This is a genomic window from Hungatella effluvii (genome assembly GCF_003201875.1).
Taxonomy (GTDB): Bacteria; Bacillota; Clostridia; order Lachnospirales; family Lachnospiraceae; genus Hungatella; species Hungatella effluvii.
Map to the genome: position 1 here is coordinate 254,341 of NZ_QJKD01000001.1, position 25,127 is coordinate 279,467.

Below are 25,127 nucleotides of genomic sequence, written 5' to 3' on the forward strand. Positions count from 1 at the left end.
TAGGGTGGAGAAGTTTCTCCACCCTAAATGGTTTTATTTTCTGATTCCTAACTTCTCGATTAATGCACGGTAGCCGTCTAAGTCAGTCTTCTTTAAGTAGTCAAGAAGTCCTCTTCTCTGTCCAACCATCATTAAAAGTCCTCTTCTGGAGTGATGGTCTTTCGGGTTCTTCTGAAGGTGATCGGTTAATTCTGTGATTCTCTCTGTTAAGATTGCGATCTGTACTTCCGGTGAACCTGTATCGCCGGCCTTTCTGCCGAATTCTTCGATAATTGCTGCTTTCTTTTCCTTTGAAATCATGATGATTTCCTCCTTAATTTTCAGTCTCACCAAATACCAGGCGCTGGTTGGAGTTTCCAAAGCGCTGAGCATTGGCGCGTTTTCATACCGATCTAGTTTATCATAAGCTGTCCTCTGTTGTCAATGATTTTTTCCGCAGTTCTCCCCCATCTTTTCTGTTTTTTTATAACAGTTCAGACGGCGGTACCTGGCCGGCGCGGTTTTCGTTTCCTTTTGAAAATGTCTGCAAAAGGAAGACGAATCGTGGTACCCGCAGGAGTAGGCGATCTCGGTGATCCGGTATTCCGTCTGCACCAGCATCTCCTTCGCTTCCTCTAAACGGTACCTGTTTAAATACTGCTTCGGCGACACTCCCGCCTGACGCATAAAGATACGGTAGAGATACGTCCTGTCGATTCCTACGTAATCGGCAATCTCGCTTACCTGGATCGGATAACTGTAATTATGGCGGATAAACGCAACGGCCCTCTTAAAATAGCCTTCCTCATCCACCGGGACACCGCCCTTTCCGGTCCTTAAAAGACAGGCCATAATTAAATAGAAGTATCCCAGAACCCTCTCCCGGTTTTCCTCCGCGCTTCCAAAGGAGCCAAGCAGCCCTTCAAACCAGCCGGAGACTGCGGCGGTCTCGCCCATGGCACATACGGGCAGACGGCGGTCCGGATAGTACCGTTCCAGCAGCGTTTCCGCCTCGTCACCGTCAAATGCAATCCACGCGTAACTCCACGGTTCCTCCAGGTCCGCCCGGTAATACGTCACCTCTCCCGGCCTGATTAAAAACGCTTCCCCTTCCTTTATCTCATACTCTCCATATTCCGTCCTGTAAATCCCCTTTCCCTTCAGGACGAAATGAATCAGCTGATGGGACCTCACCGCCGGTCCGAAGAAATGCCCCTTCTCACAGTCCTCCCTGCCGCAATAGTATACCTTCACGCTTCTCTCTCCCTTTTCGGATGCAACAAAATGACAATAAATCCGAAACAATTTTTCTATCTTGTTTTCCTGTCTCATTATATACTTTCTTCATAAGCAGCACAACAGAAAAATGAAGAAAAAGAGGAGAATCATCATGGTAAAAATTACGTTTATGGGCGCCGGCAGCACCGTATTTGCAAGAAACGTCCTGGGTGACTGCATGTGCACCCCGGCTCTGTGCGACGCAGAGATCGCGCTGTACGACATTGACGGGGATCGTTTGAATGACTCTTACGTCATCCTGTCCGCAATCAACAAAAATGTCAACGAAGGCCGCGCCTCCATCCACACCTATTTAGGCGTGCCGAACCGGAAAGACGCGCTTCGTGACGCCAACTTCGTCGTAAATGCCATCCAGGTCGGCGGCTACGATCCGTGTACCATCACAGATTTCGAGGTTCCGAAAAAATACGGTTTGAACCAGACCATCGCCGACACACTGGGAATCGGCGGAATGATGCGGGCGCTGCGCACCATCCCTGTACTGGAAGATTTCGCACGCGATATGGAGGAAGTCTGCCCTGACGCTTATTTCCTGAATTATACCAATCCCATGGCCATGCTGACCGGATATATGCAGCGCTATACGAAGGTGAAGACCATCGGATTATGCCACAGCGTTCAGACCTGCTCGAAGACCATTTTAACGGAGCTGGGTATGGAGGATAAGCTGGAGGGCCGCACCGAGCTGATCGCGGGAATCAACCACATGGCATGGCTCTTAAAGCTTCACGACAAAGACGGCCATGACCTCTATCCCGAGATCCGCCGCCTCGCTGATCAGAAAAACAGGGAGGAGAAGCACAAAGACATGGTGCGCTTCGAGTATATCCGCCATCTCGGTTACTACTGCACCGAATCCAGCGAACACAATGCCGAATACAATCCACTGTTCATCAAAAGTAAGTATCCGGACATGATAGAGGACTATCAGATTCCGTTAGACGAATATCCGCGCCGCTGCATCAGGCAGATCGAAGGATGGAATCAGGAAAAGGAAAGCATCCTGAAGGATGGAGCCATCACGCACACCCGTTCCCTGGAATACGCTTCCTATATAATGGAAGCAGTCGTCACCAATAAACCGTATAAGATCGGAGGAAATGTGCTCAACCACGGTCTGATCAACAACCTCCCGGCCGACGCCTGTGTGGAGGTTCCCTGTCTCGTGGACGGCAGCGGAATCACGCCATGCCACGTAGGCGCTCTCCCCACGCAGCTGGCCGCCATGAACTCCAGCAATATTTCCGTCCAGCTTCTCACCATCGAAGCGGCCAAAAACAGAGACCGACGCACCATTTACCAGGCGGCCATGATGGATCCCCATACCGCCGCCGAGTTGAATATCCCGGACATTATCGCCATGTGCGATGAGTTGATTGCAGCGCATGGCGAATATATGAAGGAATATTAGAAGCACCGCTGTAATACAGGAAACAGCCGCGGCAGATAATTCACGCCGCGGCTGCTCTGTTTTTCCCTAAAAACCATTCTTTTCCTTGTGCATTATGACGAAAAATAAAAATTTTTGTAAGCCCGTCTCCTAATTTTCTCTTCAAATACCAAATGGGGAAGCTAAATAAGTAAATTTCCATCGGTTCATTAAGTAATTAATTACCTTCCCCTGTTTCCAGACTCTGAACAGAATCCCTCATCACCATCTCTCCCCGGACCAGCACCATATCAGGAAGGCTTTCCGAACCCCACATCAGGCGGAGACCGGCATTCACCGCGCTCTCCGCGATTCGGTGGGCATCCACGCGGATCGTGGTTATGGCCGGAGTTCCTGCCGTTGCAAATTTGTTGTCGTAAAAACCCGTCACGGAGACATCCTCAGGGACACGAAATCCCTGGGACTCCAGGTAATGGATAAAATAGTATGCGGTCTCATCATTGTTGCAGACAAAGGCCGTGGGCATGTTCTCCGGGAGTTGGAAGACTCGTTTCGGCATGGTACCGGAGACCTCGTCCCGATCCTCAAGCACCCAGTCCTCCTGATAGGGAAGGCGCCTTCGAATCACGGATTTATAATATCCCAGATACCGGTCCTCAATATCGCTGGTCGCATGGATGCTTCCCACAAATCCAATCCTGCGGTGTCCGATGCTGTATAAATACTCTGTCATCTGGTACGTGTCGTATAGCATGTCCGCAATCACCGCCGTGGCTCTGTTGGCCTTGCTGTAAAAATCCACATACAAAAGAGGCAGCCCTGCGGCGTCAAGGGCACGCAGATACGTCCGTCCCAGCCATCCCAGGACAAAGATAATATCTACCTTCTCCTCTCTTACAAAGGCCGGGATGTTGCCCTCCTGCTCGTCCTTCACGGAAATCATCTCCAGCATGGCATAGTAGCCCCTCTGCCGCAGAGATTTGACAATGCTCTGATAGATATCCCAGTAAAAGGACTGCCCCGAAGCCACAAAATGGTCGGCCACCAGGATACCAACCGTGTTCGTCGCGCTTCCGCTGCGCATGCTGTCCCTGTTTCGGTATCCCAGTTCCCTGGCCGTCTCCTTGATCTTCTTTTTCAGTTCCTCGCTGACACCGTCTTTATCGGCCAGCGCCTTTGACACCGTCACCGTGCTGACCCCAAGCATATTGGCGATATCCTTCATCTTAATTCCTTTTTTACTCACATCCGTATCCCCTTCTCCTTAAATTAGCTTAATTATACGATATTTTTAAGTAATTTACAACACAGTATTTTAGTTAATTATTAGCATCTCTGTTTTCATAAACGAGTCTGTTTTATGTGTAAAATTCGATTCCTCTTAACTTTGTTAATTTATTGACACAGTTTTGTGTCACTGCTATACTCCAGGCATCAACAGCATTTACGGAGGTAAATCATGGACGAATTAATCGGTACAGAAGGGCGCCTTCCTTTTAAAAGATGGGTGTCCCTCAGTTTTCAACATTTATTTTCCATGCTCGGCGGCCTTGTGGTAGCGCCGCTGATCATCGGAATTAATCCTTCCGCCACGATGTTCTGCAGCGGTGCCGGAACACTTTTCTATCTCTTTATCACCAAAAAGAAAATGCCCATATTTCTGTGCACTTCTTTTGCATATACTGCTCCGCTTCTGATTGTGCGGGAAAAATACGGAGTTGAGGGCATGATGTTCGGAGTCCTGACGGCAGGCCTCATGTACGTGCTCCTCTCCCTCCTGGTGAGGCTCTGCGGAACCGGATGGATCCGCAGGCTGATGCCTCCGGTGGTCACGGCCTCTGTCATGATTGTCATCGGCCTCTCGTCCGCACTTACTGCGGTCGGTTGGGCGGGATACAACGCCTCGTCCGGGGCTGCCGCGGCATTGGAACCGTCCATGCGCTTAAAATGGATTGCCGTATCCACAATTACACTGCTGGTCGGAATTCTGGGAACCACCTGTTTCCGCGGCATTTTTTCGGTAATCCCCGTAATGCTGGCCCTGATCGCCGGCTATGTGGCCTCTCTCGTACTGGGCGTCGTCTCCCCTTCCGCCATCGCGGAAGCCATCTCCGGTCCGGTATTGGCGCTGCCAAAGTTCTGCCTGCCCCGGGCTAATATGGAAGCGGCCTTCATGACAGCTCCGCTGGCGCTGGTTACCGTCGGGGAGCACATAGCCGATGTGACGGCGGCCGGAAACGTATGCCGCCGGGATTTCATTCATGATCCGGGCCTCCACCGCTCCCTGTTTGGAGATGGGGTGGCCTCTGTGATCGCCGCCTTCTTCGGCGGTGCTCCCGTTACCACCTACAGTGAGAACATCGGGATCATGGCTCTGACCAAGGTCTGCTCCGTATCCGTAGTCTTTCTGGCTGCCTGCATAGCCATCGTGATCTCCTTTTTCGCTCCGGTGAACGCCGTTATCACAGGGATACCCACTCCCGTGCTGGGAGGAATCAGCATCCTGCTGTTTGGAATCATCGCCATAACCGGAATCCGCATCTATATGGATGCCCATATCGATTTCAGCAGCAACCGGAACGCCGTCATCGCCTTGTGTGTCATCGTTCTGGGACTGGGAGGGGCTTCCATCAGTTTCCATACAGGCGGCCTGTATTTTGAAATGCCTTCCATCGCCGTCGCCACCTTTACCGGTATTTTTCTGAACCTGCTGCTTCCCGGAGACAGGAACCAGCCAAAACCCGTGTGAGTTTTACAGGCCCAGCCTGTATCAAATATATTTATAAGGAGGATTTACCATGTATCAGTTAACAAAGGATTTATTCCGCATTCCAATGAAGGCGGAGGAAGTATTGTGCAGCACGGTCTATGAATCGGAGGCCCTTAAGGAATTTACGGAGGAACCGGTGAAATCGCCGAAAATCGAAGAAGTTTACGGCCACTTGAAATTTCCGAAGGCGCCGGCAGACCGCCCTTACGTCTACGCGTCCTTTATCACCACCATAGACGGAAAGATCGCGTTTCAGGATGCCAGAGACAGCGCCCTTCTTCAGACGAACAACTTTCTCGACAAGACCGGCGGCAACGCCCCGTTTTTCGTCTTCATGCTCCAGCGGGCCGCGGCCGATGCGGTCATCTGCGGCGCCGGAACCATGAGGGAGGAGCCGAATATGACGGTTCACTTATACGATGTGGATTTAGAGCAGGCGAGAATTGACAACGGTCTGCCGCCGGTTCCGCTCAACATCATTTCCACGCTGGATGGCACCGATCTTCTGTTCGACCACACCATCTTCAAAAAGGACGAAGTTCCGAAGATGATCAACACCTCCCCTGTCGGCTGGGAAGTCGTCCGTGAGAAATGCCAGAACCCGATCTTCCTGGTTGGCCCCTACCGCACCATAGAGGACGTGGACTTTGTTAAGCTTGACCGGCTGCTGGAAGAAAACAAAGGAAAGATTCCCGTCGTCGTCACCGGAGAGGGTGCCCAGACCGATTCCAACATCCTGTTTCGAATCCTTCGCCATATGGGAATCGAGCGTCTCTTGATTGAGACACCGGTATATACCCACCATCTGATGATGAACGGCCTGATGGATGAATTGTTCTTAAACTATGCCTGTATTTACGTGGGGGGCGGCGCCATGTCCATCGGTCTTCACTCAAAATCATGCACCTCAACAGACCATCCGCACACAAAGATGCTGAGTATTGTCAACGCAAAGGCTTCGCCTGACCACTGGTTCTGCTTCCGCGAAGCGGTCATCCACGGTGTAAAGGGAAGGGAATAGAGCGAACTGCAAAAAAGGAGAAAAGGAAACCATGAAAAATCAGTCAACCGTTAAAAACCTTCTGGGCGGACTCCAGTGGGCCCTTTATATGATTTCCACGGGTATCGTCATGCCCGTGGTCATCGGGCAGAGTTATCACTTAAGCCCGTCGGATGCCAGCATGTACATCCAGGTTACGCTGCTGTGCATCGGCCTCGCCACGATCACACAGGCGGTCTTCGGTCACCGCCTCCCCATCAACGAAACGCCCTGCGGCCTCTGGTTCGGCATCTTTACCATGTATGCCACCATCGGAGTCACGTTATTTGGTTCGGAATCGGAAACGCTTCGCGTTCTGGAATTCTCTCTGATCCTGTGCGGTGTATTCGGATTTATTCTGAATATGCTGGGTGTCATTGAGAAGCTGGAAAAGTATTTTACCCCCACCGTCGTCGGAACAAACCTGCTTCTTTTAGTGGCCCTGTGTTCGAAATTCTTCTTCCAGGCCATGACATCCGTCTACGGCGACGGTTACGGAATGAATTTGAAGGTGGTGCTCTGCTCCGTCGTCATCATAGTACTGACCTTTTTCCTGATGAACACCCGGTTAAAGGCCTATTCCGTCCTGATCAGTATCGTGGTGGGCTGGGGCCTCTACACGCTGCTGGGACTGTCCACCCCCTATGAGATGCCGTCACAGCTGGTGCGCATGCCGAGAATTTTCCCCTTCGGACCACCGCGGATTGAGCTGTCCATGATTATCACCTCGTTCTTATGCACCCTGCTGCTGGTCACAAATTTACTCAGCAGCATGAAGATCGCCCAGCAGATGGTCTCCCAGTATGATGAGGTGGCCACCGGGCGCACGAAACAGGCAGGCAACTGTTTTTCCTTTATCTATATCCTGCTGGGCTGTTTCGGTGTCACCGGACTGATCCCCACGTCGGAGGGCGGCGGCTTCGTCGTAAGCACCGGCATGACAAGGACGAAGCCCCTGATCATCGGCGGAATCATCATCGCGGCGATCAGCTTCTTCCCGCCGATCACCAGCCTGCTTTCCATGATACCGGAATCGGTTGGCTATGCGGCCCTCTTCGTTCCATTCGTAAGCCTGTGCGGCTTCTCCATTGAATGCCTGGAGGGCGCGGAGGACAAGAAGAGCATGTATCAGACCGTAGGACTTTCGGTGCTGATCGGCATCGGAATCATGAACGTACCCGGAACCGGATTTACCATGGCACTTCCGGCGTTCCTGTCCACATTTTTAAGCAATGGCCTTATTGTTGGTACCATTATCGCATTGATTATGGAAGTAATCAGAATTCATAAAAAAGAAAAGGAGAATTGAAATTATGAGTCGTTTAGAAGGAAGAGTCGCAGTCATTACAGGAGCAGCATCAGGAATCGGAGCCGGCATGGTGAGACGCTGGCTGGAAGAAGGGGCCTGCGTGGTTGGCTGTGATATCAAAGACTCCATGCCTGTAGAACACGAGCGCGCCGTCTACGTGAAGGGAGATTTAAGCCGGTATGAGGATGCCAAAAACGTGATCGACACTGCCGTAAAAACGTTTGGAAAGATTGATTCCATGGTGAACTGTGCGGGGATCGCCCTCCTTGGCGGTCTGGAGGACTTATCCGTGGAAGATATGCAGAAAGAATTTGCTGTCAACGTCTTCGGCATGTTCCACATCTGCAAGGCCGCTATCCCGTATTTAAAGGAACAGAAGGGCGCTACCATCGTCAACATCGCCTCGGACTGCGCATTTAAGACCATGAAGGGCTGGATCGGCTACGGCCCCTCAAAAGCCGCTGTGATCCAGTTAAGCCGCTGCATCGCCATGGAATATGCGCCCGATGTCCGCTGCAATATCATCTGCCCTGGCATTACAGAGACTCCTATGATCACCTGCCGTTTTGAGACCGCAGAAGATCCGGCCGCCTTACGCGCCAGCTACGAGAACCAGTATCCGATGAAACGAATCGCCCAGGTTTCCGACATGGAAAACGCCGCCCTCTTCCTCTCCACAGAAGAAAGCTCGTTCATTACAGGGGAAACAATCTGCGTCAGCGGCGGGAGCCAGATGGAATAGGCAGAGTGTGAAATATATCATTCATAGCTAGATGTGTCAAGTGGTCAGCCGTATTAAATTTTATAATACGGCTGATCCCTATTTAATCAAATGAATCGTCCCCTCATCATTCATTTTCTTCACAATGGTAGCGATAACCGGAAACGTAAAGATCCCCAGCACCCCGATCAGCTGCGCCCCCGCGAAAATACACAGCAGAGTGACAATCGGATGAAGCCCCACCTGCTGTCCGATCACCTTCGGTTCCAGAGTCTGTCTGACTATAGTGATAATCACATACAGAACAAAAATCCCCACTCCGAGTCCGGTCTTCCCAATAATGCAGAGAATAAGCGCCCACGGAATCAGGACCGTTCCGGTTCCCAGTACCGGAAGAATATCGACCACAGCCACCAGAAATGCCAGCAGCAGCGGCATCGGAATCTTCAGCAGCACAAATCCCAGATACAGCTCAGCAAAGGTAATCGTCATCATAAGAGCATAGACCCGGAGAATCTTCCAGATCGTCGTTCTCGCCCCCGCCGCAGTCTCCGCAATCATCTTCCTCTGCTCCTCTTTAAACTGCCGCAAAACAAAGTCCCAGATCCGGTCATAATCGATTGTAAAGAAAAAGGACGAAATAATCGTAAATATCGTCTGCACCAGAATCGCCGGAAATCCCACGATCCAGGAGGCCCCCCAGCCGATCAGAGTACCTGACACAGTCATAATCCCGCTCTGCAGGGCATTTTCCAGGCTGGCGGACATCTGACTCACCCAATCCTGATATTCCGGGAAGCTGACCACGATCCGTTCAAACAGAATTCCCAGTTCCGGCTCAATCACCTCCACATAAAACTGAGGCAGCTTCCCGGCCAGGTTCTGAATAAAGGTAACGACATGGCTCGCGGAAAACAGCGCCGCCAGCACCAGCAGCCCATAAAATACCAGAAGTACCGCGATCGACACCAGCGCACGCTTTCCTCCTGTCTTCTCACACAGCTTTCTGATCAGCGGCGACAGCACGGCCGCCACCGCAAGTCCCAAAATAAACGGGAAAAACATGGGAACAAACCGCTTCATCACAAAGAGAAAAATCCCTCCTAAAATGATAAAGTAGATAAAATTCGTTATAAACCGTTTCCTGGCTTCCATCCTGCGTTTCTGTACTGCACTTTCCTTACTCTCTTCCATATTTGGATATCCTTCCCTTCCTCATGCATCTTATTATGATTTTGTCCAATTCATGCACAAAAAGGCACAACCTGCCATAAAAAATGCAGGCCATGCCTTTTCTTATCATTTTTATCTCTGCGTCGCTGTCGGCGTGGTTCATTGTTTCCTCTTATCGTCATAATTTGAGCAGGCGTCTGCACGTCCACCGCTTGATGGGGTATACCGGACCGAAGCCTGCATCTGACGCCATTATAGAAACAGAAAGCCCTTTCGTCAAGCGAACTTAAGGAAGCTTAACGACATCTTTACAGAGAAAACAGTACTTCCTCCGCAAACGCAGTCTTCGCCATCTTTCCTGCCAGTTCTCCTCGTAAAACCTCCACGCTCTTTTCAGCCAGCTTCCCAGCCTTTACAACGCACGTCCCTTCCACAAACACCATGTCCACATTGGAGGGGCCGGCGCTGTAGACCAGAGCCGAATAAGGATCGTAGATGGGGAACATATTGGCGGAGCGGGTCTCCACCAGAACCAGATCCGCCCGCTTTCCCACTTCAATGGAGCCGATCTTCTGTTCCATATGAAGGGCCTTCGCGCCACCGATCGTAGCCATCTCCACCACCTGCCGTGCCGGAAATGCGCTCCGGTTCCTCGTCTCATTCTTATGGAAGTTGGCAAACAGCTTCATCTGCGTAAAAAGGTCCAGCGTATTGCCGCTGGCCGGCCCATCGGTGCCGAGCCCCACAAAAATCCCCAGTTCCCGCATACGGCTGACCGGAGCGACGCCCTTGGCCGCCTTCGTGTTGGAACCGATACAGTGAGCTACCGAGGCCCTCCTCTTTGCAAACAGCCGCAAATCCGCTTCCGTCATCTGGATGCAGTGTGCAGCCAGCGTATGTTCCCCCAGAACTCCCAGGGAATCCAGATATCCCGCCGGAGTCTGTTCAGAAGTCTCCCGAAAATAATCCATCTCATAATCCATTTCCGCCGTATGAAGGCTGAAGGGAGCCCCAAACGCATCATCCAGCTTCCAAGCCGCCTTAAGGAGGCCGGCAGAGCAGGTAGTCGTCCCATGCGGCGCCACACAGGCGGAAATCCTGGTATGGCCCTGGTACTTCTTCATGAGGCTTTCCCCATAGGAAAGTGCCTCATACGGGTCTTTAAAATCACAGGCTTCCTCTTCCATTATGGTTTCTCCCGCAATACCACGAATCCCCATCTCATCCATGGCACGTGCAGCCTCCGCCTCGAAATAATACATATCAAAAACTGTGGTGACCCCGGCCAGCAGCATTTCCGCCGCGGCATATTTCGTGGAAAGATAGACGAGCTCGGCATCCATGGCCCTCTGTTCCATAGGCAACAGAAATACTCTCAGACGGTCCCTGCAGTCGTCGCCCAGACCCCGAAACGGAATCATCCCCATATGCGCATGAAGGTTTACCATACCCGGCATGAGGATTCCGCCCTTCCCGTCGATCAGACGGAAACTTTCCCCTGTTTCATCGTCCATTTCATCGTCCCTTTCCTCCGCAATCAGCGCCTCCAGCATATCCATCGTTCCAACCGCGGTGATCTCTCCGCCTTTCCATGCGGCAAACCCGTGTTGTATCACTTCGCGCGTTTCATTCATCGTCACCACAGCTACATTCGTAATAATTGTACTCACTGTTCCACTACCTTTTCTTCCTGTATCTGAAATGCTTCTACCAGAGGAATTTTTCTCTGGCTCTTCACATCGAACATACCCTGATCGCTTAACTTGAGCTCCGGAGACACCAGAAGAGACAGTGTCGAAATGGACATAATGACATTGTTGTTCACATAGCCCATTCGCTCGATCTCTCCCCTCACAGCCCTGATCTCTGCCGCCAGCTCCGGAAGGCTCTTATCGGATATAATTCCACCCACCGGCAGTTCTGCCGCCGCTGTCACTCTGCCGCTGCTCGCCGTCACATAGCCGCCCTGCATATGCACCACCTCATTCTGTGCCAGAACCATATCTTCCACAGAATTCCCCAGCACCAGCAGATTATGGCTGTCATGGGACCACGTAGTCGCCACGGCCCCTTTCTGCTCCAGCGCGTGTTCCACGAATCCCCACGAGACATTTCCATTTTTCCCATATCTCTCGAAAACAGCTGCCAGGCACAGCCCCGCCTCCTGCCAGCAAAGGTTTCCGTCCTGTACAGGGATTTCTCTCTGAACATGCTTCGCCCTGGTTCCAAAGGTCTGGATCTGCATCACATTCACCACAGCGGTTCCAGACAGGTTTGATACCTCACTCCCGCTTGGCTTCCCGGACAAAGCCTCTTCCCCGCACTCATTCCGGCACGCTTCCTTTCGGCACTCTTCCTTCCGGTACTCTTCCTTCCGACACTCTTCCTTCTGGTACTCTTCCTTCCAGAAATCATCAACTGGCAATATAAAATCCGATGCCAGGGCCAGCCTGCACTTCACCGAACTGTAAAAATGATCAGGAAACCTTTTTTTCAGACTGTTTTCCAGGACCTCCGCCGCCGCGTCCATACAGCGCTTTCCGTCTTTAAAAACCGCTTCCGGCACAAAGCTTTCCAGGTCGGGAAGAACGACGAAATCCGCCTTCTTCCCCGGCGCGATGATTCCCCTGTCATCGAGATGCATTCTCCTGGCCGGAGTAAATGTAGCCAGATAAATTGCTTTCTCTGCCGGCATCCCCTTCTCCACAGCCAGCCTGACAATCCGGTTCAAGTGTCCTTCCATCAACCGGTCAGGCATTGTGTCATCGGTTACCAGTGCAATATTTTCATAGAGCTGCTTCCGTTTTACCACTTCCACAACTTCCTCTTTCAAAGATTTCTCCTGCAATTCCAGAAACATCCCCATATCTGTCTTCTCCAGGACCGATTCTGCCGTCTGTTCCGTATGATCCGCATCCACGCCCGCTCTGATAAACGCCGCTAAATCTCCGCCCGACAGCCCCGGACAATGCCCTTCAATTCTGACTTTTCTGCCGCATTCCCCGCAGACTTCCAGAAATCTTTTACTCTTTGTATCCCCTTCCGCCACCAGATCTTTAAAGTTCATCACTTCCCCGAGACAAACCACCCGCTCATCCCGCAGAAGCTCCCGAAGTTCCTTTTCCCCAAACTCTGCCCCTGATGTCTCCATCTCTGTTCTGGTAGCCGGAACACTGGACGGAATACCATAAAAAATATCCAGCTCCGTCTCCTGTTCCATAAAACTTAAAATCCCTTCGAGTCCAAACACATTGGCAATCTCATGAGGATCCGCCACCACAGTTGTGACTCCAAACGGCACCACGGCCCGTGAAAATTCCTCCGGATACGTCATCGAGCTTTCCACATGCATATGAATGTCCACCAACCCGGGAATCACAAACTTTCCGGTCCCATCAAAGACCGACTCCGCTTCCCATTCCCCGCGCCGTGCTCCCACCCGCTGCTCCGAATCTCCCACAAAATCAGAAACAGGAGAAACGTCAAAAAACTTTCCTCCTGTCACTGCAATATTCATTCGTTCAAAGCACTGCCTGAAAGTCCGATAAACCCAGGCATTCTCTATCACCAGATCCACTTTCACAACCACAACACCTCCTTCATTCCCGTTAGCCAAAGTTCTCCAATTATCCCGCTTTTACTCCTCAGCCCACTTTTTAATTTCCTTCTCTCTGTTTATCCGGCTTTTTTACAGCCTCGTTATCTTTCAAATCCTTTATCTCATCTTTTTTTAATTTCTTTTTGTCTCTTTATCTTATCCCTTTTCTTATCACTTTCTTCTCATCAGTATCTCCGCCGTCCGCCATCTCCTACAGATCCCCTTCGTTCACAAATTTCTAATGCCGCCTGCCCCAGCGGACTTTTCACAGCCTCGCCGGAAAGCGGGCGTGGGAGACGCGGGCAGAGAACGGGCGTTTTGCGTATGCGGGTCGATGTGTCTTAGCCTGGAGAAGTGCCGGAGCAGGGGGCTGCGGAGGGCATACAGGGCCCAGAGCAGAGCGGACACGGAGGAGAAGCCATCAGGGCTTCTCCGTAGTTTCCGCGGTCCCCCTGCGGAGGTACTTCTCCAGGCTTAGACACATCCCCCGCAGGAGCTTAGCCCGTGCCCTGCCCGCGTCTCCCGCGCCCGTTTTCCTCAACCCCTTCGCAAAGTCCGCGCCCCCTTGCCATCACCAAAAATTTCTGAACTAAGAATTAATAATCCGATTCCACTGATCAATCCACTCTCCCAATATCGGATTCACAAACGAATAATCAATCACCTTTGCGTTCTCCGCCGCATCGCCATACGTCATATTTGCGGACTCTTCCTCTGTAAATGCTACCTGGTTATTTGTAGGCGCCTCATTCAGCGCTTTTCCTGTCTTGGTCTGGAGTTCCTGGCTCAGTCTGTAATTGATGTACTCATAAGCCAGTTCCTTATTTTTCGAGTTCTTCGTAATGCTGATCGTATTAAAGTTCGCATATGTCACATCAGGAGTCACGTAGACGAGGCTCTGATCCGCCGCCTGAATCGTCGGCACGCCGAAATCACCAACAATGGCCGCAGAAATTTCTCCGGATGTAAACATATTAATCAGGTCCGAAGACTTCGCATACGTCTTCACGATATTCGGTTTCAGTTCCTTAAGCGCTTCAAAGGCCGCGGCTCCCTGATCTGCTGTCACGTCCGCCCCTTTGTAATCACTGGCCATATACACCATGGCCGGTCCAAAGGTTGTAGTGATATCCGGTATGGCGATCCGTCCCTCGAGTCTCGCATCCCAAAGGTCATCAAAACTCTTAATCTCAAATCCCACATCCTCCGGATTGTACATGATACCGATGCTGTTGATGGTATAAGCGACACCCTGTCCCGCTTCCGCCATCTTCTTCGCAGCGCCGATCAAATACTTGCTGTTTTCAATTTTGCTTAAGTCGATTGGCTCAAATAAGCCTTCCTCGATTCCCTTCGCTGTCATGGCCTGAGACAGCTCGATCACATCAATGACCGTTTCCGAGTCTGCTGACAATTTTGTATAACGTTCATTGGTGCTTCCTGTCTCCGTTACAATTTTGCAGCCAAATTCGTCCTCGAACGGCTTATAGACTTCCTCCTCGGATATATCCTCGCTGAGTCCATAAGTGGAGAGAATCAGTTTCTTCATACCCTCGTCATTTTTTCCGCCCTCTGCAGAGTTGGAGCTTCCACAACCAGTAAGCGCCAGTGCTGCGCAAAGAGACAATGCAATGATTTTCTTCATAATAATAGTACCTCACTTTTCTCAATTATTTATTTACTGTAACAGTTCAGACGGCGGGAAAATTGGCGCAGGAAGCAGCGTCAAGCTCGCTTGTAAGCAGCTTTGTGTACCAATTTTCACATCGGATAAACATCCGATGCTTCTTGACCGGATTTTTCGGTCAAGAAGATGATCCGTCTGAATTGTTACCGTTTACTAAAATCAGTTTTTCTTCCGGCAGGTACAGGCGAACCATCTGGCCCTCTTCATACGATTCATCCGCTGTTCTGTTCACCAGAAATTTTCCGGCTGCGGTATTTACCTCATACTGATAGCTCTTTCCCAAAAAGGTGCGCACTCCCACAGTTCCTGCCAGCACATTTACGGTCCTGTCTTCTGTATCCACCAGAATATCTTCCGGTCTGATCGTTCCGGTAACCGTTTCTTCCGACGGAACCGTACCATGAGCCGTCTTCACGGAAAATGCCTCCCCGCCGTCTGTCCGGTAAATATCCCCGCCCTTATGAAGCGTAAGGAAATTCTCAAAACCGATAAACCTCGCCACAAACTCCGTCTCCGGCCTGCTGTAAATGTGCTCCGGTGTGTCATACTGTTCGATCACACCGCGGTTCATAACAGCTACCTTATCTGAGATGGAGAAGCACTCCTCCTGGTCATGGGTGACGAACAGAGTGGTGATTCCCAACTGCTTCTGAATCCGTTTGATCTCCATTCTCATATTGATGCGCAGCTTGGCATCTAAGTTGCTGAGCGGCTCATCGAGCAGCAAAAGCTTTGGCTCGATCACCAGCGCCCTGGCAAGAGCGACTCTCTGCCGCTGTCCGCCGGACATCTGCTGCGGAAAACGGTTCGCGAATTCCGTGAGTCCGCACACTTCAAGGATGTTCTTCACCTTTTTGTCCATTTCCGCCTTGTCCAGCTTCCTGATTTTCAAACCGAACGCTACATTATCATAGACTGACAAATGAGGAAACAGCGCATAACTCTGAAATACGATACCGAAATTTCTCTTATGCACCGGCACCTTTGTTAAATCAGTTCCATCCAGAGAGAAGATTCCGCCCTGCGGTTCAATAAATCCGGCCACCACCCGGAGCGTCGTCGTCTTGCCGCAGCCGCTAGGGCCTAAGAGAGATACCAGTTCGCCCTCCTCTACCTCCAGATTCAGTCCCTTTAAAACCTGTTTTTTCTTATCATAACAGACATCAATATCCTTAAGTGTCATAAATGCCATCGTTTTTTCCTCCTCATTATAAGCACTCCGCGTGCCCCGCTTTCCTGCTGCCCTGCTACTTTGTCAGCGCAGCGATTCCCAGCGTCTTATCTACAATTACCATAATGATGACCGTGGCCGCCATTAAAAGCACAGATACCGCCGATACGGTCGGGTCATAATTATATTCGATATAATTCATCAGGGTTGCCGGGAACGTGGATACCCCCGGACCGGAAAGAAACATGGATACCGGAATATTATTGAAGGAATTGATAAACGCAAGCATAAAGGCCGCAGAAATTCCCGACGTGATATTCGGAAGCACCACCTTGAAAAATGCGGAAATCTTGCCGCAGCCCAGGCTCCACGCTGCTTCCTCCACCGAGAAATCAAACTGATCCAGACTCGATCCTACCACCCGGATCACATATGGAAGCGTCACCATGAAATGGCCTGCCAGAAGTCCCGCATACACCGGAATTCTCAACGACAGCACAAGAAACTGGTAAAGCACAAAACCGATGACAATACCCGGAACAATGGTAGGCGACAGGAACACCGACTTTAAGATCCCTTTTCCCTTCATCCCGGATCTGGCCAGCGCGTAGGCCGCCGGAATTCCCACCAGAAGAGCGATAAAGGTAGCCAGAAACGCAATCTCCAGGCTCGTTAAAAACGATTTCCGGAAGGATTTCAGAGAGAAGACATTGAGAAACCATTTCATGGAAAATGACTCAATCGGAAAAGTTATGGCATTTCCCCCGCCAAACGCCGTCACGGTGATGATGATGAGCGGTATAATCAGAAATGCAAATACCAGCACCGCAAAAATCGTGAGCAGTTTATTCTTACGCATGGCTTCCTCCTCTTCTGTCCAGCCTGTTTGCCAGAGCGTTAAATCCTTTGATGACAATCAACGTCACAATAATCATAATCAGGGATATGACCGCCGCTCCATTCCAGTCACCCACAGTCATGGCGCGCTGGTAAATAAAGGTCGACAGCACCATATTTTTATTGCCGCCCAGCAGCTGCGGTGTAGTATAGGCTGTCAGCGTTCCGGTAAACACAAGGATACCGCCTACAATAATTCCCGGAAGGCTCATGGGAAAAACAACCTTCAGAAACGCGGTAAACCGGTTGGCGCCCAGGCTCTGAGCGGCTTCCATCATATCGTCCCCAATGTTCTCCATGACACCAGCCACCGTAACGATCATCAATGGAAGGAATAAGTAAACAGAACCGATGATAATGGCGAAATCGGTATATAATAATTTCACCGGTTTATCCGCAAATCCCGCGGCCATCAGAAATCGGTTCATAATCCCATTGCTTCCCAGGATATTGATCCATGCGAAGCTTCGGATGACAGAATTTGTCATCATCGGGAAAATGGAAACTGCAAGAAGGATTCCCCGCCATTTTCTGCCGCACCGGCTGATAAAATACGCGGTCGGAACACCTGCCGCCATACATGCCGCCGTCGTAATAACCGCCACCTTCACGGTCCTTGCGAATATCTTCAGATAATACTCGTCCAGGAAAAAGTCCACGTAAGAGCTTAACGGATACTCACCGGCAAAGAGCGTGGGGACCAGAACCTTCAAAAGCGGAAGAAACAGACACACCACCAGGATGACAAGTCCGGGCACCACCATAACAAATGCACTACTTTTCTTCATCTCGACCTCTCCAAATTCATTTTTATTTCCGCGGGCAACGAGCCGGGCGGGCATGCTTGCATGTCCATCCGGCGACTGCCGCGAGAGTCACCCCCGCAGCTTGCTGCGAGGCTTGACTTATTAGTTTAGTTAATCCAACGATGTACATTTATTATAAAATGTGATATACTGTACGTCAAATACATATAATCTATAATTTTTATGCAGTAAAGCTATAATCCCCCATTGATCCATTTTCTTTCACCCAGGAGGAGTCCGCCATGGAATTAAAAGAAGCCCGCTACATTCTCGCCATCGCCCGCCACAAGAGCATCAGCAAGGCGGCCGAGGCCCTGTTCATCTCCCAGCCTTCCTTAAGTAAATATTTAAAAAATTTAGAGCAGCAGCTTGGAACCCGCCTGTTTGACCGGATTGGAAACGGCTACTTCCCTACCTATGTGGGCGAGCGCTATCTCCATTACGCGGAAAAAATCGTAGAATACGGCCTGGAATGGGATACAGAGCTTGATGATATTATGCACCAAAACCACGGCCGTTTAAACATTGCGATTCCGATCATGCTTGGCAACAGCATAATCGGCCCCACTCTGCCGCGTTTTCACAAACAATTTCCCCACGTAACGGTAAATATGATGGAAGAAGTCAATTTCGTCGCGGAGCACACCCTTAACGACCATACCGTGGATTTAACCTTCTATAATGTTCACGAATATCCCAGGGATTTAGATTATCAGATTCTTGGAAAGGAAGAGATGGTCCTTGTACTCTCCGCTTCCAGCTCCGCGGCCTCAAAGGCTGTGGAAAGAGAAGGCTTCAAATACCCATGGCTGGATTTACGGCTGCTTGCGGAAGAAGACTTCATCCTCCTCTATCCCGACCAGAATACAGGAGGCATCGCCCTGAAACTGTTTTCCGAATATGGAATGGAACCTCATATCCTGATGCACACCCGCAACAGCGAGATGTCCATCCGCCTGGCCATGGAAGGCATGGGCGCGGCCTTCGCACCGGAGAGCTATTACCATTATTTAAAGAAACAGTCCAGTTCTCCCTGTGCATGCTTTTCTATAGGAAATGAAAAAATCGAAAACACCCTGATCGCTGCTTATCAGAAAAACCGGTATCTGCCCCAGTATGCGAGGGTTTACCTGGATATGATACGGGAGTATTGTAAGGGAAATATTGTAAGGTAAATATTGTAAAATAAAAAGAGAGAGCGATTCTTAAGAGTGGCAGATTTGGAATAACAGAGCAGAATTGACGAAGATTGGCGGGATGAGTATATTGGAATACGGCGATCGAAATAAATGAGGAGTAAATAATGTCGGAAAATGTCAAAAATCAAAAGGGGCTGCAATAAAAACTGCCATTGATTTTACCTTGTTTTTATGTTAAAACAACTTTGTATAATTGTACAATGGTCAGAGGATAGTCTGATGGTTTCCTTCGGAAATATGCGAAGGAGGATATGTGGTATGAAAACACTTGAAGTGTTGACACTGGTGCTGGTTATCTTCACAACACTGACCTACATAGATAATCGTCAGAATAGAAAATAGCTATCCTCTATCACCAGTAGAGGATAGCTTGTAACTATAAATTACACAGTTATCCGAAGTTTTGATCATCAGACACCACAAATCTTTTGATCACTTCTAAGTACATTATACCCGAGGTACTTGTATTTTACAAGTACCTTTTTAGATTTTATCCATATTTTTACCGTTTCTGTTTTACTTATGATACCTCCAGTGGTATGATAAATAAAATCGCTGTAAGGGAGGCAAATCATGAAAGAAATACAGACCACCGCCATCGTCGGCATGGGTGCGCTAGGCTTATTATACGGAAATCAGATAGCAGCAGAGCTCGGGACATCTGCCGTCCGTTTCATTGCAGACAAAGACCGGATTAAAAAATACAGAGAAATGAATTTTACTGTCAACGGGGAGCGCCGTTCCTTTCCGGTTGAGGACTGTGAAACGGCTGCCCCTGCTGATTTTATAATCGTTGCAGTCAAATACAACGCGCTTCCCGCTGCTTTGGATACCATGAAACACTGTGTAGGGCCGGATACCACCATCATCTCTGTCATGAATGGGATCAGCAGCGAGCAGATAATCGGAGAACGATACGGTCACGAAAAAGTACTCTACTCCATCGCCCAGGGCATGGATGCCATGAAATTCGGAGCCGCCCTGACCTACACAAAATTCGGGGAACTGAGAATTGGTGTCCGGACACCGGACCAGGCTGACCGCTTAAAAGCCATGACTGACTTCCTGGACAGGGCGAAGATCGCCTATGTGGCTGAAGACGATATCCTGCACCGCCTGTGGGGGAAATTCATGCTGAATGTCGGTGTAAACCAGACATGCATGGCGTACGAAACCACCTACTCCGGCACCCTGACGCCAGGCGAAGCACACGATACCATGGTAGGCGCCATGCGTGAGGTCATTGCCCTTGCTAAAGCGGAGCATGTCAATCTGACAGAACAGGATTTAGAGGATTACATCAGACTGCTGGAGACACTTTCCCCCGACGGCATGCCGTCCATGCGGCAGGATGGGATTTCGCACCGCCCATCGGAGGTGGAAATGTTTGCCGGAACCGTAGGCCGTATGGCTAAAAAACATGGCCTCTCTACACCTGTCAACGACCGGCTGTATGAAAGAATTAAAGAAATGGAAGCGCAGTACTCCTTATGTTTGTAAAAAATGAAGCAATAAGACCGTGTATCCCGGCTGGTATTGATTGGCCAGCAGATACACGGTCTTTTGATTTACATTACTTTTCGATTTTTAAATCCATACTTCCAGACCGAAAGCCCTCCAGATCCAGAGTGATATATAGAAATCCCAGTTCCTTTAGGCCTCTGATTATCTCATCCTTTATTTCCAGTACCCTTAAGAAGGCATTGCCGTCTACCTCAATCCGCACAATGTCACCGTGCAGACGCAGACGTACATTGCCGTCAATCTGTGCTCTCAAGCGTGCCTCACCTTCCGCAATTCTTTCCAGCACCCCATAATCAATATCCGTATCATAAGGTATTCTGGTTGCCATACACGGTGTAGACGGCCGGGAAGCCACAGAGATTCCATATTCTGCCGCCAGCTCCTTTACCTCCGCCTTCGTCATATGCAGTTCGGCCAGCGGGCTGATAATCTCCAGTTCCTTTAATGCCTGGATTCCTGGGCGGTAAACGTGCAGATCGTCTTCATTCGTCCCGTCAAGGATAATCCGGACACCCCTCTGTACTGCAAAATCCCTGAGTCCCTGGAACAAGTGGCGTTTACACAGATAACAGCGGTTTACCGGATTATGGCGGATTTCCTCCTGTTCCAGTTCATCTACCATAATAACCTCATGAATTCCGCCCAGCTCCTTCGCCACACGGCTCGCAATCTCTAAATCACAGGAAGGATGAAGCCTGCTGTCGAAGGTCACCGCGTAGACTTTTGTCCCATTTTCCCTGGCCGCATCCGACGCCGCCTTTAAAAGGAGGCTTGAATCAACACCACCGGAAAAAGCAAGGCAGATGTCTTCTTTTCCATACTGCGCCATTGCGCTTTCCAGCTGTCTTTTCTTTTCTTGTAAAAGAACTGTCATTTTATACTCCTTTGCTGTTCCTGCTGTCTTCATGAAAGTATTTCATCTAATGTCACAAGAATAATATTGTCTTCCTGAACGGCTTCCTGTATCACACCATCCGTAAATCCGCTCTTTGAAAACAGCAGATAAAAAGTCTTCTCCCGTTTTCTCCCAAAAACCTCTGCCCTTTCCTTAAGTCCCCTCAGAACTGATAAATCCAGCATTTCATTTCTCCACTTGCATTCACAAAACAGGTAATCGTCCCCGTCCTGAGCAACTAAGTCAATCTCTGCCTGCTTTCGTCTCTTCGGATCGGTTCCCCACCAGCGTCCGATGGCGGTAAATAAGACAGGCAGCTTTCCTTTACTGTTTTGATGCAGCAAATAATCACGGCAAACTCGTTCAAATACAATCCCCATATAATGATTGAAGTCCGGTTCTATGCGCCGTTTCCACACAATCGCCTGTGCATCGGTCTCTAATAACGTTTTGTTGTCCGAAACATAGCGGTACCAGAAACGGAACATAAAATCAGATATCCCATACAGCGTTTTCCTGGAATTCTCTTTTTCTCCAAACGGAGTCTCTTTATAGACAATTCCCAGTTCCCTTAACGTACTGATGTATTTTAAACATTTCGAAGAATCTTCACCTGTTTTTAAAGAAATTTCATTTGCTCTTGACGCTCCGCCCGCAATGGCTTCTATCACAGCACAGTAGACCCCCGGTTCTTTCACCTCCTGTCTCATCAATAAAAGAGGTTCTTCGTACAAGTATCCGGTGGGTTTTAAAAAGGTGTCCATGATATTTTCTCTGATGGATTTATCCGGACGCACCAGTTGTAAATACATCGCGGTACCGCCGAAAGCACCATAGAGTAATAGCTGTTCCTCTTTGCTGAATCCCTTCAAAAACTGTACGCTCGTTCTGTAATCAAATGACTTTAGATGAAGCTGTGCGGTTCTTCTTCCAAAGATCGGACTCTTTGAACCAAGCACTTCTTTTTCCATAAATCCCATATAACTGCCGCACAGAACGAAAAAAAGTTTACCATGCTGTAATTTATGGTCGATCAAATGTTGAAGAATCGAAAGCAATGACGGGGTCATGTCCGCCAGGTATGGAAATTCATCCCATACCAGCACCAGTGGTTTTTCCATTTGTCTCTTATGAATATAGGTCAATGAATTTTCCCATGACGAAAACGGTTCCAATGACGTTTCTCCATAGTGTAAGAACACCAGCGCTGAAAACTTATCTAAATTTATTTTTTCATTACTCTGTTCCGCCGAATAAAAAATAGCTTCCTTCCCTTTGCAGAACTCTTTTAAAAGTGTGGTTTTTCCAACACGCCTTCTGCCATAAAGGACAAACAGATGAAAACGGTCCTCACTGTATAACTGGTTCATATCGGAAAGTTCATTTTCTCTTCCTATAAACATAGACTGTCCCCCTCAGATTTGCATTTATCGTACTTTCAAGTAAGTTACTTTTATGTCAGTAAATTATCAATATTATTATAAAACTATGACAGATAAAGTCAAGGGCTCGGCTTTATTCTTTTTTATCGTCCCGCCTTACTGTTACTATTCAGACGATTCTTTAATATTTTTCGGGCTGATCGTACGTGGTCCGGGCGGCTCTTTGGATTTCATAATACACTGTCTGAAAATCCACAGCATGACATTGGCAGATGGCACGCACACTCTCATATTCCGGATAACAGAACGTTTTCTCGTTTCTGGTACAGATTTTGACCGAGGCATTACCAAACCGGGTCTCGACTTCCGCCTTCCTTCTCTCCAAAATAGTTCTGGAAACCGGGTAGCGGCGTACACCGATTGTCGTCGTATGTACAAAGATCAGATCTTCCATCTTTTCGATGTCATTTTCCATGCAGAGTGTGGAGAGCAGATAGGCCGGCCGGTTTTTCTTCATGTAAATGGGCGTGTTCCACACATCCAGTGCTCCTGCGGCGAACAGTTCTTCCATCACAAATCCCAGCATCTCACCGCTGCAGTCGTCTACATTGGTCTCCAGCACCCAGGCCTGGTCATTCTCCTCTTCATTCGTCTCAAGAAGCATGGCGCGCAGTACATTGGCATGATCGAAATCCTTTTTACCAGCCCCCATGCCAGTCTTTACGATTCTGCAGGAAGCAGGCAGTTTTTCTCTCGTCCGGACCGCCGCCGCGATGGCTGCTCCCGTAGGCGTCACCATCTCCCCCTCCTGATCCGTCAGCCGCAGTGCAAGGCCGTGAGCCGCTGCAATATTAGCCGTAGCAGGCACCGGTACCGGTATCACTCCGTGCTGACACCGGATCTGGCCATGTCCCTCCGCCAGCGGAGATACCACTACGTCCTTCACCCCCAGATTGTCGAGGCAGACTGCCACACTGATGATATCGACGATAGAATCAATCGCCCCAACCTCATGGAAATGGACTTCATTGATGGGAAGGCCATGCGCTTTCGCTTCCGCCTCCGCCACAATAAGAAACATGTTCCTGGCCAGTTCCTTTACTTCTTCCTTGGAATCCAGGCGTTCAATAATCCCGTAAATATCCGAAAGATTCCGGTGGATGTGTGAATGGGAATGTCCATGGCTGTGAGAGTGCGTATGCTCATGATCATGTCCATGGCCTTCCCCGTGCTCGTGCCCGTGTTCGTGCTCATGATCATGCCCATGGCTCTCTCCACACTCATGGTCATGCCCATGTTCATGCCCCTCTTCCTCCAAATGCACATCAAAATCATACGCATCCAGCCCGCATTTCACCGCCCTGCCAAAATGGAGGTGGTATCCCTCCACGCCCAGGCTGCCGAGTGCCCGCTCCAGAACTTCTCTGTCGGCGCCAAGATCCAGAAGCGCTCCGACCGTCATATCTCCGCTAATTCCCGAATTACATTCCAAATACAGTATTTTCCCCATTTATTTCACCGCCAGTCTGTTTATTTGTGTTGCCAGATAACCTGCGCCGTATCCATTATCGATATTTACCACGGAAATCCCGTTCGCGCAGGAATTCAGCATGGTCAGGAGGGCTGAAACTCCGTGGAAGCTGGCGCCGTAACCGACTGATGTCGGAACCGCAATCACAGGGCAGTCCACCAGACCGGCCACTACCGTTCCCAGGGCCCCCTCCATTCCGGCCACCGCAATGATGCAGTTTGCCTTCATGAGTCGATCCCTCTGTGACAACAGGCGGTGGATTCCCGCCACGCCCACATCATAGATCCGGTCCACCGCGCAGCCGAAATATTCCGCCGTCTGGGCTGCTTCCTCCGCCACTGGAATATCCGCAGTCCCACCGGTACACACCGCCACGCAGCCCTTTCTTTCCTTATCCTTCTTCTCCACCTTCAGAATTCTGGACACCGCATCGTACTCGATCTCCGGCACCACCTCTTTCACCAGAAGAAACTGTTCCGCAGACGCCCGCGTTCCCAGAACCTCACCATCCCGCTCATAAAACCGCTTCATAATCTCCACCAGATACGGATCCGGCTTTCCCTGACAGAACACGGTCTCTCCAAACCCGGAACGCAGCTTCCTGTGATGATCCAGTTTGGCATATCCCAGGTCCTCATAGGGAAGATCCTTTAAAAGTGCCTCTGCCTCTGCCACATCCATCACTCCACTGCTCACACGTTCCAACACCTTTTTTACATCCATCGCAATTGTATCCTTTCTCCTTTTATCGTTTCCG

Annotated in this window: 21 protein-coding genes; 7 read left to right on the forward strand and 14 right to left on the reverse strand. The window is 49.8% G+C overall.

Annotation, left to right across the window (positions count from 1 at the left end):
• Window positions 1-33 precede the first annotated feature (33 nt).
• Together rpsO and DFR60_RS01025 are read right to left on the reverse strand one after the other, a co-directional pair.
• Window positions 34-300, reverse strand: a complete 267-nt coding sequence (gene rpsO, locus DFR60_RS01020; protein WP_002600792.1) for a 30S ribosomal protein S15 — start codon at window positions 298-300, stop codon at window positions 34-36.
• 120 nt (window positions 301-420) lie between these two features.
• Complete coding sequence (locus DFR60_RS01025) at window positions 421-1,233, reverse strand: AraC family transcriptional regulator (RefSeq protein ID WP_110321605.1); 813 nt, start codon at window positions 1,231-1,233, stop codon at window positions 421-423.
• A gap of 136 nt (window positions 1,234-1,369) precedes the next feature.
• Between DFR60_RS01025 and DFR60_RS01030 the strand changes: the two genes are divergently transcribed.
• Entirely contained in the window at window positions 1,370-2,689 is a 1,320-nt protein-coding gene (locus DFR60_RS01030; protein ID WP_110321214.1) for an alpha-glucosidase/alpha-galactosidase, read from the forward strand.
• A gap of 196 nt (window positions 2,690-2,885) precedes the next feature.
• On the opposite strand, the gene DFR60_RS01035 is transcribed toward DFR60_RS01030, so the two are convergent.
• Window positions 2,886-3,914, reverse strand: a complete 1,029-nt coding sequence (locus DFR60_RS01035; protein WP_110321215.1) for a substrate-binding domain-containing protein — start codon at window positions 3,912-3,914, stop codon at window positions 2,886-2,888.
• 213 nt (window positions 3,915-4,127) lie between these two features.
• On the opposite strand from DFR60_RS01035, the gene DFR60_RS01040 reads away from it, so the two are divergent.
• Genes DFR60_RS01040 through DFR60_RS01055 form a run of 4 tightly spaced genes read left to right on the forward strand, consistent with a single transcriptional unit; the run spans window position 4,128 to window position 8,528 of the window.
• Complete coding sequence (locus DFR60_RS01040) at window positions 4,128-5,417, forward strand: uracil-xanthine permease family protein (protein ID WP_110321216.1); 1,290 nt, start codon at window positions 4,128-4,130, stop codon at window positions 5,415-5,417.
• Between the two features lie 49 nt (window positions 5,418-5,466).
• The gene (locus DFR60_RS01045) at window positions 5,467-6,459 is read left to right on the forward strand and encodes a RibD family protein (protein ID WP_110321217.1); all 993 of its coding nucleotides are present in this window, start codon (window positions 5,467-5,469) and stop codon (window positions 6,457-6,459) included.
• 31 nt (window positions 6,460-6,490) lie between these two features.
• Window positions 6,491-7,786: a purine/pyrimidine permease gene (locus tag DFR60_RS01050; protein ID WP_025530101.1), complete on the forward strand. Its 1,296-nt coding sequence runs from the start codon at window positions 6,491-6,493 to the stop codon at window positions 7,784-7,786.
• A 4-nt stretch (window positions 7,787-7,790) separates the two neighbouring features.
• Entirely contained in the window at window positions 7,791-8,528 is a 738-nt protein-coding gene (locus tag DFR60_RS01055) for an SDR family NAD(P)-dependent oxidoreductase (RefSeq protein ID WP_110321218.1), read from the forward strand.
• A gap of 78 nt (window positions 8,529-8,606) precedes the next feature.
• Here the strand turns inward: DFR60_RS01055 and ytvI are convergent, their stop codons facing one another.
• The 7 genes from ytvI to DFR60_RS01090 form a co-directional block, all read right to left on the reverse strand.
• A complete protein-coding gene (ytvI, locus tag DFR60_RS01060; RefSeq protein ID WP_110321219.1) occupies window positions 8,607-9,701 on the reverse strand; it encodes a sporulation integral membrane protein YtvI in 1,095 nt (364 codons plus the stop codon).
• 287 nt (window positions 9,702-9,988) lie between these two features.
• On the reverse strand, window positions 9,989-11,350 hold the full coding sequence (locus tag DFR60_RS01065; protein WP_110321220.1) for an amidohydrolase: 1,362 nt from the start codon (window positions 11,348-11,350) through the stop codon (window positions 9,989-9,991).
• The gene (locus DFR60_RS01070) at window positions 11,347-13,263 is read right to left on the reverse strand and encodes an adenine deaminase C-terminal domain-containing protein (RefSeq protein WP_110321221.1); all 1,917 of its coding nucleotides are present in this window, start codon (window positions 13,261-13,263) and stop codon (window positions 11,347-11,349) included. The genes DFR60_RS01065 and DFR60_RS01070 overlap by 4 nt, the downstream gene beginning before the upstream one ends.
• Window positions 13,264-13,867: 604 nt before the next feature.
• Window positions 13,868-14,923 carry an ABC transporter substrate-binding protein gene (locus DFR60_RS01075; RefSeq protein WP_110321222.1) on the reverse strand — a complete coding sequence of 352 codons (1,056 nt, stop codon included), beginning with the start codon at window positions 14,921-14,923 and terminating at the stop codon, window positions 13,868-13,870.
• 160 nt (window positions 14,924-15,083) lie between these two features.
• Window positions 15,084-16,157, reverse strand: coding sequence for an ABC transporter ATP-binding protein (locus DFR60_RS01080; protein WP_110321223.1), 1,074 nt, complete (start codon window positions 16,155-16,157; stop codon window positions 15,084-15,086).
• A 55-nt stretch (window positions 16,158-16,212) separates the two neighbouring features.
• Window positions 16,213-16,995, reverse strand: coding sequence for an ABC transporter permease (locus DFR60_RS01085; RefSeq protein WP_002600805.1), 783 nt, complete (start codon window positions 16,993-16,995; stop codon window positions 16,213-16,215).
• Window positions 16,988-17,821, reverse strand: a complete 834-nt coding sequence (locus tag DFR60_RS01090; RefSeq protein ID WP_002600806.1) for an ABC transporter permease — start codon at window positions 17,819-17,821, stop codon at window positions 16,988-16,990. The genes DFR60_RS01085 and DFR60_RS01090 overlap by 8 nt, the downstream gene beginning before the upstream one ends.
• A 260-nt stretch (window positions 17,822-18,081) precedes the next feature.
• Here DFR60_RS01090 and DFR60_RS01095 point away from each other — a divergent pair, with 260 nt between their 5' ends.
• Complete coding sequence (locus tag DFR60_RS01095; protein ID WP_110321224.1) at window positions 18,082-19,014, forward strand: LysR family transcriptional regulator; 933 nt, start codon at window positions 18,082-18,084, stop codon at window positions 19,012-19,014.
• Between the two features lie 597 nt (window positions 19,015-19,611).
• Window positions 19,612-20,538, forward strand: coding sequence for a ketopantoate reductase family protein (locus DFR60_RS01100; protein WP_110321225.1), 927 nt, complete (start codon window positions 19,612-19,614; stop codon window positions 20,536-20,538).
• 73 nt (window positions 20,539-20,611) lie between these two features.
• On the opposite strand, the gene larE is transcribed toward DFR60_RS01100, so the two are convergent.
• From larE to larB, 4 genes are all read right to left on the reverse strand, one after another.
• Complete coding sequence (gene larE, locus DFR60_RS01105; protein WP_207659476.1) at window positions 20,612-21,436, reverse strand: ATP-dependent sacrificial sulfur transferase LarE; 825 nt, start codon at window positions 21,434-21,436, stop codon at window positions 20,612-20,614.
• A gap of 29 nt (window positions 21,437-21,465) precedes the next feature.
• Window positions 21,466-22,860 carry an ATP-binding protein gene (locus DFR60_RS01110; RefSeq protein WP_110321227.1) on the reverse strand — a complete coding sequence of 465 codons (1,395 nt, stop codon included), beginning with the start codon at window positions 22,858-22,860 and terminating at the stop codon, window positions 21,466-21,468.
• Between the two features lie 160 nt (window positions 22,861-23,020).
• Window positions 23,021-24,349, reverse strand: coding sequence for a nickel pincer cofactor biosynthesis protein LarC (gene larC / locus DFR60_RS01115; RefSeq protein WP_110321228.1), 1,329 nt, complete (start codon window positions 24,347-24,349; stop codon window positions 23,021-23,023).
• Window positions 24,350-25,093, reverse strand: coding sequence for a nickel pincer cofactor biosynthesis protein LarB (gene larB / locus DFR60_RS01120; protein WP_110321606.1), 744 nt, complete (start codon window positions 25,091-25,093; stop codon window positions 24,350-24,352).
• Between the last annotated feature and the right edge of the window lie 34 nt (window positions 25,094-25,127).

What these genes read in the sequence shown, in the direction of transcription:
- rpsO (WP_002600792.1), bottom strand. Translation starts at nt 300, where the DNA reads ATGATTTCAAAGGAAAAGAAAGCAGCAATTATCGAAGAATTCGGCAGA.
- DFR60_RS01030 (WP_110321214.1), top strand. Translation starts at nt 1,370, where the DNA reads ATGGTAAAAATTACGTTTATGGGCGCCGGCAGCACCGTATTTGCAAGA.
- DFR60_RS01040 (WP_110321216.1), top strand. Translation starts at nt 4,128, where the DNA reads ATGGACGAATTAATCGGTACAGAAGGGCGCCTTCCTTTTAAAAGATGG.
- DFR60_RS01045 (WP_110321217.1), top strand. Translation starts at nt 5,467, where the DNA reads ATGTATCAGTTAACAAAGGATTTATTCCGCATTCCAATGAAGGCGGAG.
- DFR60_RS01050 (WP_025530101.1), top strand. Translation starts at nt 6,491, where the DNA reads ATGAAAAATCAGTCAACCGTTAAAAACCTTCTGGGCGGACTCCAGTGG.
- DFR60_RS01055 (WP_110321218.1), top strand. Translation starts at nt 7,791, where the DNA reads ATGAGTCGTTTAGAAGGAAGAGTCGCAGTCATTACAGGAGCAGCATCA.
- ytvI (WP_110321219.1), bottom strand. Translation starts at nt 9,701, where the DNA reads ATGGAAGAGAGTAAGGAAAGTGCAGTACAGAAACGCAGGATGGAAGCC.
- DFR60_RS01075 (WP_110321222.1), bottom strand. Translation starts at nt 14,923, where the DNA reads ATGAAGAAAATCATTGCATTGTCTCTTTGCGCAGCACTGGCGCTTACT.
- DFR60_RS01080 (WP_110321223.1), bottom strand. Translation starts at nt 16,157, where the DNA reads ATGGCATTTATGACACTTAAGGATATTGATGTCTGTTATGATAAGAAA.
- DFR60_RS01085 (WP_002600805.1), bottom strand. Translation starts at nt 16,995, where the DNA reads ATGCGTAAGAATAAACTGCTCACGATTTTTGCGGTGCTGGTATTTGCA.
- DFR60_RS01090 (WP_002600806.1), bottom strand. Translation starts at nt 17,821, where the DNA reads ATGAAGAAAAGTAGTGCATTTGTTATGGTGGTGCCCGGACTTGTCATC.
- DFR60_RS01095 (WP_110321224.1), top strand. Translation starts at nt 18,082, where the DNA reads ATGGAATTAAAAGAAGCCCGCTACATTCTCGCCATCGCCCGCCACAAG.
- DFR60_RS01100 (WP_110321225.1), top strand. Translation starts at nt 19,612, where the DNA reads ATGAAAGAAATACAGACCACCGCCATCGTCGGCATGGGTGCGCTAGGC.
- larE (WP_207659476.1), bottom strand. Translation starts at nt 21,436, where the DNA reads ATGACAGTTCTTTTACAAGAAAAGAAAAGACAGCTGGAAAGCGCAATG.
- DFR60_RS01110 (WP_110321227.1), bottom strand. Translation starts at nt 22,860, where the DNA reads ATGTTTATAGGAAGAGAAAATGAACTTTCCGATATGAACCAGTTATAC.
- larC (WP_110321228.1), bottom strand. Translation starts at nt 24,349, where the DNA reads ATGGGGAAAATACTGTATTTGGAATGTAATTCGGGAATTAGCGGAGAT.
- larB (WP_110321606.1), bottom strand. Translation starts at nt 25,093, where the DNA reads ATGGATGTAAAAAAGGTGTTGGAACGTGTGAGCAGTGGAGTGATGGAT.